Below are 13,758 nucleotides of genomic sequence, written 5' to 3'. Positions count from 1 at the left end.
TGCTTGCTCTGGTGATGACCATGTCTCTGGTCACTGTCAGCGCCGGTGCCAAGGACTTCACAGACAGCGGTGAGCTTTCTGGTGAGCAGTATGCAGAAGCTGTCAACGTGATGTCCGAAATGGGGATCATCGACGGCTATGCCGGCGGTGATTTCCGTCCCCAGGGCACCCTGACCCGTCAGGCGGCTGCCAAGATCATCGCCTGCATGATCCTAGGCAAGACCACTGCCGAGTCCCTGGGAACCTCTGCGGCACCCTTTAAGGACGTGCCCGCAGGCAGTTCCTTTGCAGGCTACATCGCCTTTTGTGTGGAGCGGGGGCTGATCGACGGCTACGCCGACGGCACCTTCCGTCCCACCGGCACCCTGACCGGCTTTGCCTTCCTGAAGATGCTGCTGGGCGCTCTGGGCTATGACAGCTCTATCGAGGGCTACACCGGCCCCAACTGGACCGTCAACGTGGCTGGCCGTGCCTATGAGATCGGCCTGACTGCCGGCAATGATGAGTTCGTGGGTGCTCAGGCCTGCACCCGTGAGCAGGCGGCCCTATATGCGGTTAACACCCTGAAGACCACTCTGGTGGAGTACACCGATCGCGGCAGCGAGATCACCGTCAACGGTGCCGTGATTTCCACTGCGGCTTCCGTTCCTACTTATGTGACCTCCAGTGTGTACAACCAGGCCACCAGCATTAATGCTGACCGGGACAACAGCGGTGACTACACCGTCGAGTTCGCCGAACGGTATCAGCCCGACCTGACCATGGACCGGGATACGGACGACTTCGGACGTCCCTCCTACACCTGGGCCTGGAAGAACCGGGATATCGGCACCTATGTGGATTACAGCCTGATGGTCGCCGAGTATACCACCGGTGTCAGCGGCCGTGAACTGTACAATGTGCTGACCGCTTCCACCATCCGCAATGCGGATCTGGATGTCTATGTGGACGGCGTTGAGCCCGACGAGGCGGACACCATTGATAAGAGCGACCTGAGCCGTTCCAACCAGGATGACGTGGGTGTCACCGACAACGGCGTTCTGACTCAGGTGTTCGTGGACACCGATGCCAACGACGGTGACGGTCTGATTACCATTGCCTCCATCAACACCTGGCTGGCCCAGGCGACTGCGAATTACAGCGAGAGCAAGGAGTATGCCCCCCTGAAGGTCTTTACCGGTAAGGGTGGTGCCAACACCACTTATAACGTGGATGTTGAGGATGTGGCCAATGTGGCCGATGTTGCGGACGAGGCATTCTATCTGGTCAACATCTCCTATAAGGACTCCAATCGCGGTGAAGTCGTTGCCATCCAGGATGCTGAGGTCATGGAGGATAGCACCGTCACCAAGTGGAGCAGCGACGACGATCTGGTCGTCTCCAAGCTGACTACCGACGGTACGCAGTATGAGGCTGCCGCCAAGGCATACTATGACGACGAGAACCTGTACGCTTACGACCGGGATCTGCTGACCGACATGAGCTACAACGTCTACCTGGATCAGTATGGCTATGTCATCGGCGTGGAGCTGTATGAGGGCACCATGAAGTATGTCTTCATCACCGGTTATGACCGCAATTCCAGCAATCTGTCCATCCGGACTGCCACTGCTGGTGCCATCTTCCTGGACGGCACCATGGATGAGATCGAGGTCAATGTCACCGATACCAACAAGAACATCGAGAAGGCTGACATGGATTACTTCGATGAATGGGAGTCCGGCAAAAACAAGGGTAATCCGACCCTAAACCGTTGGTACACCTATACTGTGGATGAGGACGGCACCTATACCCTGAAGCCTGCCACCATGACTGCAACTCTCTATGCCGACGAAAATGATAAGAGTGATGGTTATGAAGAGGTGACTATCGATACTGCGAATGTCAGCGTGAAGGACACGGTCTTGGATAAGGGTACCCGCGTTTACGGCGAGGACGACTCTGTGTTCATCACTGTGGAGATGGATAAGGTCGATACCTCCAATGTTGCCATTACTGATGTAAACGGCGTTTACACCGGTGTACAGAATGTGGATCTGGAAATCGACACTTCTGTCGAGACCATCGAGGGCGACAAGCACTATGATGGCGCCAGTAAGGCCGTTATCGAGGCTCAGGTCTACACAGTCTATGACAAGGACAACTATATCATCGGTGCTGTGGCCGTGGCGGATGCCACCGGCAGCGTTGCCAACTACGCCTACATCCTGTCTGGCGCCAAGAGCGAGGAGAAGATCGGCGACACCTATTATTGGGAGTTCGAGGCCATCCTCGACGGCCAGGTCCAGACACTGACCGCCAAGAGCAAGTACACCAGCATCATCGATGAGCTGGATAAGGGCACTGTACAGGAGCTGCGCTTCGACGCCGACGACTATGTCGTCAAAGTCGTGGACGTGGATAAGCTCTATGACTATGATGCCGCTACCGACGAGGATATCGACATCGACGATTACGATGTGTACTTTGTCAATAGCGCAGACGCCCGCAGTGAGGAGCTGGAGCTGAAGCTTCAGGGCCGCACCCTGTATATCACGCCCGGTCAGGATGACATGGGCCTGGCTCTGGCCTCTGATGCCAAGGCTGTGGTCATTCAGGATGAGAACGGCAAGAGCGACGTGAAGACCGAGTTCGACACGGTTTCCGGCGCCATCTCTTACCTGGCCGATCCCGATGAGGATACCGCCGCTCTGGAGTACGTGGGCGAGATCGTGGCTGTTCTGAACAGCAACGGCACTGCCGCCTGGGTTGTCTTCGACAGCGAGACTGAGCTGCTGACCGGCACAAACCGGCCTAGCGATGACAAGGAAGACGACACCAACACCTCTGGGCGCATCACCGTCAATGTCCTGAAGGACAGCAATGCCGGCTTTGCCGCCAAGGAGGTCCTGGCATACATTGATGGCAGCGGCAATCTGATGATCGCTCTGCCCACCGCCCATGCTGACAAGCTCGGCACCCTGTCTGAGGCGGATGTGTCCGTGACCATCAATGGCATCAACGCCCGCGTTGAAAAGGATGACGATGCCTCTTCTAACGGCCAGGTTGTCTACACGGTTGAAAACCGCAATCTGACTGACAGCGACCGGATCGAGATCACCATCGGCGACTGCACGTATGAGGAGTTCGAACTTGTCGTGATGGAGGACTTCGGCCCGTGGGGAGAGGCTCAGCCGGGTGCTTACAATGTCGGCTGGACATATGTTGATGACTTCGATACGGATGACATCACCGGTCTGGAAGTTGCTATTCTGAATGCCGATGGCGATGTGATCGTTCGCTATACCGCTTCTGCCTCCCAGGTGGAGTGGCAGAAGGAGAATGGCTATTTTGATACCGGAAAGAACAGCGCTCCTTTCTATCAGACATGGAACAATGGGGATGACTCTACTATCGAGCTTGAAGAAGGCCGGGACTCCGACTGGACTGTTGAATTTGGCCCTGCCTTTGAGGAATGGGAGCCCGCTACCTGCTATGTCACTGTAACCACTGATTATGCCGTGAGCACGGGGACCAATTCCCTCGGCTAAGACCAGATCTTTGGATGGAAGAGAACCTATCTGATCCCTTCCAACGCACTCAAGACCCCCGGGTATCTGCCCGGGGGTCTTCTCCCTATATATAAAAATATAGAGATAACACAGGAAGCAAATTTTGTCGAGACTTCATCACAAGTCTGTTGTTCAGACAAACCTCTGAACAGCAAAAAGGGTCCCCCCGGATTTCCGGGGGACCCTTTTTATCCTCTAATTCCAAAGACACTACAAGACGGATGCTTCTGCCTCATGGTATTGCAGATACAACTTGGGTTTGAATCGCCTGTTATAGCGGCAAGTTTGACGCTGTTTTCCGTCCATTCCACGGGCACAATTTCTCCTCTGCATCGACCTGCTATATGCTACGGACTCTTTCGGCACCCATGCAGGGAGGAATCTGCGCCATACAGGAGGATATCCTGCGGGGACGGAACGTGGAGCACGAGGGGAGGCCCTTTTCCAGCACGGAGAATCTGGAAGCCACGATGCGGAAGGGGGCGTGGTTCAACCTGTTCTGTCTGGACATCTGTATGGCTGGCAAGAGCGGCATGGAGTTTGCCTGGGAGCTGCGGTCCTGGGACGAGAGGGCGGGAGTCTTTTTTATCACCACCGCAGCAACGCATATTTGAAGGCGGGCTATCAGGCCACCCCATTCAATATCTCTTTAAACCAGTGCGGCGGGAGGAGCTGGCCGAGGCCCCGGAGGCGGATCTGCGCCAGCGGCAAGTACCCCGGACATTGACGCTGCGCGGCAGCGGCCGTGCTCTGCGGAATGGAATTGATGGCGGAATGGCCCGTGTAAACTTGAGGGGCCAGCCAGGCCAGCCGTTCCCCATCTCCTCCCGCTGGCGCCGCTGCCCCCGGCCTACGCCGCGGTGGGGGCTGATTGATGCGCAACCGCATGCTGGAGTTCCATGGACTGGTGGACAGCCGGGGCAATCTCATCACAGATAAGAAGATCACCGTGGATGGGGGAACTACACTCCGGAGGAGCTGAAACTGGTCCTGGACATCGAAAAATACTTGGCCCATGTCCAGGCTGCCTACTTTACAGAGCGGAACATCGCAGAGAAACAGCGGGACAGCTTTTATAATCCGGCCGACCCCTGGGACAATGGTGACATCTCCTTCACCGGCGGCATCCAGCCGCTGATGGTGAACGCCCTGACGGACGAGGGGCCTTCCGGCATCGACTACAGGGAGCGCAGGCCGATGTGGAGGTGGAGCAGACCGGAGCGAAAAGCAAAGCTCTCCATATCCATCAATCACCATCACACTGAACCGGCACAGAACGCGGACGTGGGATGTATGCCAGGGCTGCTCCTCCCGGCCGTGCCGGCATTGCCCTGGTGGCTCTCAACGGTGGCCAGAATGTGGAAAACGCGAATGGCCTTACCGTGGCGCGCCTTCCCGACGCAGAGAGCACCGCCCTCCGGTTTAACTTTGCTGTGGGACAGGCTCCCTTCCTGGTGATCCCACAGAGCGGTCGGACCATCGCGCTCCGTCAGGGCGGCGCTGTGGCGGTGAACTGGTCCAGCAACCGGCGCCAGAAGAACGAGGGCACTGCGCCAAAGTACGCGGGCTTCAGGCCCCCACATCCCATGTGGCGGTATTGTATCCGGATCTCACTGGCGGAGGGATAAAAATGTGGATCTGCTCCCATGGGACCGGACACACTGACCACCACCAGGGAGAACCAGACCTTTTCCTCTGTCACTCCGCCCTGGGAGATGGTGCGGGCGCCCATCTATGAGAGCGGCGCCTGCAGCTTCCGGGTGGCAGGTGTACGCAGTGTGCTGGGAGCAGTATTACGGCAGCTGCAATCCGCCCTGCTGGTCTTTGGGAAGGTGGTTCTGGGAACGATTTCTCACCCGCTTGGGGAAAAAGAAAAGCGTCCGGCTTGCCGCAAGGCAGCTAAACGCTTTTCGGCGGGTATCTGAAATGGGGATAAAACCCATGAATAGCGCTGCATGGCGGGCCAGGGCACCGCCAATGGGCATGTGCCGACACCGGCGGACAACTGCCGCGCCATGCAAAATTCCGCGGATGCCTTTCGTCCTGCAGCAAAAAATGCTGGATGGAGGAAAAAGGAGGTCTTTGTGCCACAAGTCTGCCGCCGGTTTTCCATGGAAGTCAGTTGATGGTTCGCAGGCGCTGGAGAAATTCCTGGTTTTCCGTCTTTTCGCAGATCGCGTCAATGTTGGAGGAGATGACCCAAACCGCCATCCCGCGTTCTGCGCAGGCAACCAGCAGGTCGATAATCAGTTCATGATGCGCCGTCTCCTGCCCGGAAAAGGGAAAAAAGCAGACCAGCAGCTGCGGATTCAGCAGATACCATTTGAAATAGGAGAACCGGAGGCGCGCCGGTAAGGACCAAGTGCGCAGAGGCCGCAGCAGATCCTCTCGGGGAAACCATCTGGAGGCCTCCTCCAAAATATTCTCCGCGACCCGCCGGCGAACCAGACGGTATCCGGCCTTGGGAAGCAGGCAGGTCGTCAGGTTGTCCAGCGCGGTGAGGTTGTCAAACAATACACCGCCGGGACGGTCCGGCCGTTCGGTCTGAATCCCGATCTCCGTGCCGATCTGCTTTGTCATCTCTTCATGTGTCTGTGCCTGCCCGTTCAGCCACAGCATCCCACTCAGCCAGTTCCTGCCGCCCAGAAAGCACTCCCGGAGTCTAGCGGCAGCCGTGTAGTTCTCGTCCCGGAAGTAGGCGATCTCTCCGCTGTGAATCTGGCAGGTCAGCGGCGCCATTCCCGGAAAAGTGAGACCCTCCAGCCGCAGCACCTGCTTGTCTTCCCAGCGGCACTCTGTATGCTCCGCTCCGCGGTCCCGCGGCTTCCAGCCCAGAACTGCATAGAGCTGCTCCCCGTACTCCTCCGGGTAAAGCCGATAGCAGGTCCTGCGGTCCCGGATGACGTCGATCCGGTCACAGTAGCGGTACATGAATGTCTCGTCCAGATCCAGCAGGAATACCGCCGTCCCTTGGCGCAGCAGCAGCTGTACGCACTCCATCAGTTTTTCCACATCCCGCCGCCGCAGGATTTCTGTGATCCGGTCCAGGACCAGCAGCTCTCCCCGCCAGAACCACACCCGAAATACACAGAGGCGGTAATAATCCAGCAGGGAGAGGTCGGCAAGCCGGCTCTCCAGCGGCACACGCAGTTCCATCCGCTGCCGGATCTCCTGGCTCTCCGGACTGTGCAGGTGCCGGACCGCGCCCCATCTCTGCGGCCAGCCGGCCGGACGGTCCAGCGCCAGCAGGAAGTCCCGCACCGTCAGCTCCTGCGAATGGAACCGGTGCCAGTTCACGATCCTGGCGTTTTGCAGGATCCAGCGTTCCAGTTCCAGCGGGCCCACCCGACGGCCGCAGGAAAAGGCCCGTCCCCGCTCCAGGTGTGTGCCGCCCTTGAACAGGTCCAGATATGCGGTGCCGGAGGTAAAATGGTCGTCCACATAGACCCCGATGCACTCCCCCCGGGAAATGGAGATTTCAAAACGGTAGAATTCGTCCTCCCTGCGGAAGCAGCCGTTCTCCACCCGGATCAATTCCTCTCTCACGGTTCTACGCCTCCCGGAAACGCAGCGGCAGCGTCACGCAGCACTCCGTGCCAACGCCCGCGGCGCTGAACAAATGCAGGCCGTAGTCCTCTCCGAACATGAGCCGGATGCGGCTGTTGACATTCCGCAGGGCGATTCCTCCGCACGGCTGGGTCATATCCGCGCCCCCAACTCCGCCGAACTGCGCGTTGAGCCGCTCCACCTGTTCGTCCGGCATCCCTACGCCGTCGTCCCGCACCCGCAGGAAAAATGTCCGGTCGCTGTTTTCCACAATGATGCGGACCGTGCCGTGGCCCAGTTTGCCCTCCAGCCCATGTGATACTGCGTTCTCCACCAGAGGCTGCAGGATGAGCTTCGGCATCCGCACTTCCAAAAGCCGCTCGTTCTCCAGCTCCAGTTCCAGAGAGATTTTGTCACCGAATCGGCAGCGCTGGATGGTAAAGTAGTTTTCCGCATTGTCCAGCTCATCTGAAAAGGTCACATACTCCTGGACATTGGAGATGGTGTATCGGAAAAAGGTCGCCAGAGCCTCCGTGGTCTCGGCAATATCCGGACAGTTCGCCAGTAGGGCGTCTGTGCGGATGGCCTCCAGGGCGTTATAGAGGAAGTGGGGGTTGATCTGGTTTTGCAGCGCCAGATATTCCGCCTGTTTCTGCCGCAGTCTGGTAATCTCCTCTCCGTGAAGCCGCTCTTCCACATCTGTGAAAAATGCGCTCAGATCCAAATCCCGGTGCCAGTCCATCTGCAAAACGGCCTCCAGGTCCCGCTCCCGCCGGTAGCGCCGCAGCGCCCGCCGCAGTTTCCAGTCCGTCCACGGCCACATGGTATCACCTACTTGTAAAGTTTCTTATAATCTGACGGGCTCACACCGGTAAGTTTTTTGAACAATCTGGAAAAGTATTTGAGATCCCGGTACCCCACCTGCTCTGCCACATCCTGCACAGACAGCTCCTCACCGCACAGCAGCTCCTTAGCTTTGCTGATGCGCAGCTCCGTCAGATAGTCCATGAAGTTCTGCCCGGTCTCTTTTTTGAACAGTGTGGAAAAATAGGTGGCGTTGAAGCCCACGGCGGTGCTGACATCCTCCAGCCGCAGGGCCTCCTGATAGTGCTGCTGGATATAGTGCTTTGCCTCTGTGATCGGCCGCATCTCCCGCAGGGCTTTCGCCTCCTTCAGCCGCTGGATCTCTGCCTGGATGCCCTGCCGCAGCAGCCGGTATACTGCCGCCATGTCCGTGCAGTGCCAGAACCGCTTATCCATCTCCTCCTCCAGGGGCGCTTCCGTTTCACCGCTTTGGCGCATTCCGTAGAGGCATGCCTCCAGAACCTGGCGGAACCAGTCCTCCACCATCTGCCCGTTCAGGTCCGGCAGCGCCTCCACCGTCCGGCAGCTCTCCTCCAGCTCCTGCACAAAGCGCACCTCATCCAGGCACTCGGCCGCCACCTGAAAGCTCTTTTTCCGGGACGCGTCCATCTGATACCGCCGGGCCAGATCCGGCATCTCCAGCGCGGCATCCCGCCAGGACTGCGGCCGGCACAGCCGATCCCTGCACAGCCAGAGCGCCTCCCGCATGGATTCCCCCACCTGCTCCAGAGAGTCCCTCCGGCTGCCCAGGCAGACGGTGGCCTGGACATTCCAGAACAAGTCCCGCTGATTTTCGATCTCCTTGCGGATTTTGGTGAAGCACTGCGTCACTTCCACCGCATGATAGGCCCGCAGGTACAGCAGCACTGCGATCCCGGCATGGCCCAGCGAGGCCGCGAACTCCTCCGTCAGCAGGCCGCTCTCCCGCCGCACGATTTCCAGCGCATGGCGCAGCAGGATCCGATAGCCGTCCTGATAGGATTCCGCATCGGGCACATCCACCCGGATCACTGCGGCGGCGTAAGTGCCGCTCCCAAAGTGAAATCCGTACTCCCCGTTGGCCTGCCCGGCGCTCAAAAAGGAGGTGCCACGCTCCGCCGTTCCCAGCAGGGCGTCCAGCAGCAGCTCCTGCTGGTGTTCTCCGCTCCTTTTCAGCTGGAATTCCAGCGCGGCTTCCTGCCCCATCTTCTCCTTGAGGCGCAGCAAAATGCCGGTGAGCTCCTCCTGCTTGAGGGGCTTGAGCAGATAGTCCTCCACGCCGTATTTCAGCGCGTTCTGGGCATATTCAAATTTCCGGTATCCGCTGATGACGATGAAATGCAGCTTGGGCTGGAGGGCCTTGGCCCTCTGGATCAGTTCGATGCCGTCGCAGCCGGGCATCCGGACGTCCGTGATCAGCAGATGCGGCTGCTTTTCCCGCACCAGCTCCAATGCCCGCAGTCCATCGTTGGCGGTGCCTGCGATCTCGTAGCCAAGCGCCTCCCAGTCGATCAGCTTCTGCATCAGCAGGATCACCTTGTTTTCGTCATCGGCCAAAACGACCCGCAGCATCCGCAGCACCTCCCACGCAGATTCTGATAAGGAAAGGGAAAACGAACCCGTTTTCCCTTTCCCTGTCATTATACGCTATTTCTCGGTATTTGCCAAGAATTTTTGGAGAATCAGCGGATCGATTTGTCGCTTTTGACAGCTTACTCGTAATCCGCCACGTTGGAGGAGTCAATCCACACGCTGTCCGCGATGATGAGATTGTTCTCCAGCGTGCCGCCGTCCAGCAGGGTGACAGCAGCTTCCACGCCGCTGGAAGCCATCAGACCGCCGTCCTGCGCCACGGTGCCGGTGATGCGGCCGTCCTTGATGGCCTCATAGCCGTCGGGGGTGCCGTCCAGGCCGGTGATGACGATGCCGCTGTTGGCACCGGCGGCGTTGCCCGCGCCCACGGCCATGCCGTCGTTCTGGCAGACGATGGCGTCCAGATCATAGGCAGACAGCCAGCTCTCCACGGTGGACTGGGCCTTGGCGGTGTCCCATGCGCAGTCCGCGGGAGCAATCACTTCCGTCATGTCCGGATAGTTGGCCAGAATATTGCGATAGCCCTCCAGGCGTGCGGTCGTGTCGGTGGTGGAGGAGGGGCCGGTCAGGATGGCGATGTTGCCCTTGCCGCCCAGCAGATCCGCTACATGCTGCATCTCATTCTCGCCGGCCTTGACGTTGTCACCGCAGGACACGGCAGAGATGCCGGCGGACTCCCAGTCGGTGCAGGCGGATACGATGTTTATCATGATGACGCCGGCGTCGGCAGCGGCCTTAGCGGCGTCGCGCAGGCCATCGGGATCCACGGGCTCGAACAGGATGGCGTCATAGCCCTCGGACACGCACTGCTCGATCTGGCTGATCTGCTTGGCAGCGTCCTGATCGGCGCTCAGAATGTTCAACTCTACACCCAGCTCATCGGCCTTCGCCTGTGCGCCCTCGGTGACGCCGATCTGGAACGCGTTGGTCTGGTGCTGCTGGATGAGGGCAATCTTATAGGCGCCGTCTCCGCTCTCGGCGAACGCATCCCCACCAGTGCTCTCCTCGGTGGTCTCGGTGCCGCTGCTGCAGCCGGTGAGGGCGGCCAGCGCCATGGCGCCGGTCAGCAGCAGAGCCAGAAACTTCTTCTTTTTCATGTTCTTTCCTCCTTGAAATGTTTGGTTCATTTCGATATATATCAAGAGCAGGACGGGGAACGCCCCTCTCTCAATACCGTTCAGCGTTTCTTGCTCTTGCCCTTCACGTCGATCAGCACAGCCAGTACGATGATGGCGCCCTTGACGATCTTCTGCCAGTGGGAAGACACGCCCATGATGTCCAGACCGTTGGCAATGACCGTGATCAGCAGACAGCCAATCACCACGCCCCAAGGCTTGCCCACGCCGCCGGTCATAGAGACGCCGCCCACCACGCAGGCCGTGATGGCATCCATCTCATAGCTCTCAGCCGCTGTGGGCTGGGCAATGGTAACACGGGAGGTCATTAAAAAGCCGCTCAGGCCTGCCAGAAGCCCCGCGATGGCAAAGGTGGAGATGCGGATCTTGGTGGTGTTGATGCCGGAGACCTGCGCTGCCAGCAGATTTCCGCCGCAGGCATATACCCGGCGGCCGTAGACTGTCTTCGACAGCACGAAGGAGCAGAGCAGAATGGTAATCACCAGAAAGACCGCCAGCATGGGAATGCCGAAGATCGAAGACGCCGCCACAGCCTTGTACGATTCGCTGATTCCGATGATGGGTTTGCCGTCGGAGATCAGGAGGGCAAGACCACGGACCGCCGTCATGGTTCCCAGTGTCATGATGAACGGAGGCAGGTTGCCCACGGCAACGCCCACGCCGTTGACAACGCCCACGGCCAGGCCGCCCAGCATGGCTACGATCAGCGGCACGAAGATCGGATACTGTCCCTGGCCCAGCATGGCGGCCAGGATGCCGGTGAACGCGACCGTTGAGCCCACTGACATATCAAAGCCGCCCGCGATGATGACGAACATCATGCCGAATGCCAGAATGCCGTTGATAGAGGCCTGCTTCAGAATATTGACCAGGTTGGCAGGCTGGATGAAGCTGGGCTTCAGGCAGGTCAGCACCACCACCAGCGCAATAAAAATCACGAAGATGAAGTATTCGCTGATCAGCGATTTTGCACGACTCTTTTCTTTCATAGTTCTTCCTCCCTTTACACCTTGATGGCAGAGGCCAGCGTCATGATCCGCTCCTGGGAGAATTCCTCCCGGCTGACCTCTCCGGAATAGTTGCCCTCGCACATGACCATGATCCGATCACAAATACCCATCAGTTCCGGGATCTCCGAAGAGATCATGATGACCGCCTTGCCCTGGCGCACCAGATTGCCCAGCAGCAGGTAGATATCCCGCTTGGCACCCACGTCGATGCCGCGGGTGGGCTCGTCCAGAATGATGATGTCCGGATCGTTCAAAAGCCACTTTGCAATGACGATTTTCTGCTGATTGCCGCCGGAGAGGTTTCCCACGATCTGGTCTGCGGAAGGAGTCTTGATGTTGAGCTTTTCGATATACTCCTCAGACGCGCGGCGGGCTTTTCCCTTGTTGTAGAGTCCGTGGGTCAGGAGCTTTTTGATGGCCACCATGGCAATGTTGTCGTTGACCGTGCCGCTGAGATTCAGTCCCGTGACCTTTCGGTCCTCGGTGATAAGCGCAACACCCTGTTTGATGATGTCCTCCGGAGAGGAGATCTTCACCCGCTTGCCGTGGACAAAAATCTCTCCCTGTGAAAGGGCGTGCATGCCAAAGATGCCTTCCACCAGCTCGCTGCGCCCAGCGCCCACCAGCCCGCCGATTCCCAGAATTTCACCGCGGCGGACGGACAGGCTCACGCCCTTGACCTTGTTGTCGGCCCGGACGATGTTTTTTGCCTCAAAGACGACCTCGCCGATGTCCGCCTCCAGCTTTGGATACACATCCGTGATCTCCCGTCCCACCATCATTTTAATGAGCTGGCCTTCGTCCAGCTCCGTTGTGGTGCCTGTCCCGATGTACTGTCCATCCCGGTAGACGCTGACCCGGTCGCAGATGGAAAAGATCTCCGCCATGCGATGGGAGATGTAGATGATGGCAACGCCCTTCTCCTTCAGGCGGCGGATATGTCCAAACAGCAGCTCCACTTCCCGGTCGGTGATGGCGGCAGTGGGCTCATCCATGATGATAACCTTGGCGTTGACGGAGATCGCCTTGATGATCTCGATGAGCTGGCACTGGGCAACTGTCAGGTTCCGCAGCGTCTCCTTGGGCGAGACGTGCAGTCCGCACTCCTCAATCAGCTTCTGAGCCTGTTCAATCTCGGCCTTTTTGTCCACCAGACCGTTCTTGCGCAGTTCCCGTCCTACGAAGATGTTTTCGTATACGGTCATATCCAAGATGGGATTGAGCTCCTGGTGGATCATGGCCACGCCCATGTCCATGGCTTCTTTGGGGTTGGAAACCATATAGGGCTTGCCATCAAACAGGATCTCACCGCCGGCATCCCTGGTGTAAATCCCCATCAGGATCTTCATCAGGGTCGATTTACCGGCTCCGTTTTCTCCCATCAACGCATGGACCTCTCCCGGCCGTACCTGCAGCTGGACATGGTCCAGCGCCTTGACGCCTGGGAAGGTTTTGCTGATATCCTTCATTTCCAAGATATACTCCATGCAGTTCTCCCCCCTCACATATACCTCTTTGTGATTATTTTATCGAACACCCGGCATTTTTGGAACGCCTGTTTTTCACATGACAGGGGAGGATTTTTGGTTTTTTTTCAAAAACGTCATTTTGTGTAAATGTGTAAGTGCTTTTTTGTTATATGTTTACAAAAACCTTCTGCATCTGCAGAGCAGGCGGCACTTATGCACGGTCAGACATTTTCGCTGAACGTCTGGAAGTCCCTGTGACATATAAAAATAGCCACACCTAAGGGTGTGGCTATTTTAGTGTGGCTATTTTATATCAGGCGCTGAGAGAAGGTACATATCTCAACGTTCTGCGGCATGGGGGTGTAGACAATGTACGTGCTTTTTTAAAAGGCTGACACGCTGACAACGGAATCTGGTATATGAGGCATTGCATCCTTGATACCGGTACGGCAAAGCTCCAATAGAAATTTTTTGTTTTTATTTAGAAAGAACCTTATACAAAAGGCCAATAGTCTCTCATACATCCATCTGGCTTCACTTTTCTCCTGCACGCTATGAAATCCAGAAAGCGCAGGATTGCTGGAGACTGACGGACGCAGGCCGGCGGCCC

10 protein-coding genes are annotated in these 13,758 nt (G+C 57.8%); 4 read left to right on the top strand and 6 right to left on the bottom strand.

Features of this window, described 5'->3' with window-relative positions:
- The 4 genes from HMPREF1546_RS03940 to HMPREF1546_RS18685 all read left to right on the top strand — a co-directional run.
- The coding region (locus HMPREF1546_RS03940; protein WP_021751712.1) for an S-layer homology domain-containing protein at positions 1-3,530 on the top strand (3,530 nt) is incomplete at its 5' end.
- Between the two features lie 389 nt (positions 3,531-3,919).
- Positions 3,920-4,165, top strand: coding sequence for a hypothetical protein (locus HMPREF1546_RS03935; protein ID WP_021750350.1), 246 nt, complete (start codon positions 3,920-3,922; stop codon positions 4,163-4,165).
- Between the two features lie 744 nt (positions 4,166-4,909).
- The gene (locus HMPREF1546_RS18690; protein ID WP_147629906.1) at positions 4,910-5,179 is read left to right on the top strand and encodes a hypothetical protein; all 270 of its coding nucleotides are present in this window, start codon (positions 4,910-4,912) and stop codon (positions 5,177-5,179) included.
- 18 nt (positions 5,180-5,197) lie between these two features.
- Positions 5,198-5,476, top strand: a complete 279-nt coding sequence (locus HMPREF1546_RS18685) for a hypothetical protein (protein ID WP_021750353.1) — start codon at positions 5,198-5,200, stop codon at positions 5,474-5,476.
- A gap of 193 nt (positions 5,477-5,669) precedes the next feature.
- Here HMPREF1546_RS18685 and HMPREF1546_RS03915 read toward each other — a convergent pair whose 3' ends face one another.
- The 6 genes from HMPREF1546_RS03915 to HMPREF1546_RS03890 form a co-directional block, all read right to left on the bottom strand.
- Positions 5,670-7,097, bottom strand: a complete 1,428-nt coding sequence (locus tag HMPREF1546_RS03915) for a hypothetical protein (protein ID WP_021750355.1) — start codon at positions 7,095-7,097, stop codon at positions 5,670-5,672.
- 4 nt (positions 7,098-7,101) lie between these two features.
- Complete coding sequence (locus HMPREF1546_RS03910) at positions 7,102-7,920, bottom strand: sensor histidine kinase (protein WP_021750356.1); 819 nt, start codon at positions 7,918-7,920, stop codon at positions 7,102-7,104.
- A gap of 8 nt (positions 7,921-7,928) precedes the next feature.
- Positions 7,929-9,512 (bottom strand): response regulator, encoded by a 1,584-nt coding sequence (locus HMPREF1546_RS03905; protein WP_021750357.1) that lies wholly within the window; start codon positions 9,510-9,512, stop codon positions 7,929-7,931.
- Positions 9,513-9,652: 140 nt separating this feature from the next.
- Positions 9,653-10,630 carry a sugar ABC transporter substrate-binding protein gene (locus HMPREF1546_RS03900; RefSeq protein WP_051319943.1) on the bottom strand — a complete coding sequence of 326 codons (978 nt, stop codon included), beginning with the start codon at positions 10,628-10,630 and terminating at the stop codon, positions 9,653-9,655.
- Positions 10,631-10,710: 80 nt separating this feature from the next.
- Positions 10,711-11,658 carry an ABC transporter permease gene (locus HMPREF1546_RS03895; protein ID WP_021750359.1) on the bottom strand — a complete coding sequence of 316 codons (948 nt, stop codon included), beginning with the start codon at positions 11,656-11,658 and terminating at the stop codon, positions 10,711-10,713.
- A gap of 14 nt (positions 11,659-11,672) precedes the next feature.
- The gene (locus tag HMPREF1546_RS03890; protein WP_021750360.1) at positions 11,673-13,166 is read right to left on the bottom strand and encodes a sugar ABC transporter ATP-binding protein; all 1,494 of its coding nucleotides are present in this window, start codon (positions 13,164-13,166) and stop codon (positions 11,673-11,675) included.
- Between the last annotated feature and the right edge of the window lie 592 nt (positions 13,167-13,758).

The organism is Oscillibacter sp. KLE 1745 (assembly GCF_000469445.2).
Lineage (GTDB): Bacteria > Bacillota > Clostridia > Oscillospirales > Oscillospiraceae > Oscillibacter > Oscillibacter welbionis.
This window is presented reverse-complemented; position numbering and strand designations above follow the sequence as displayed.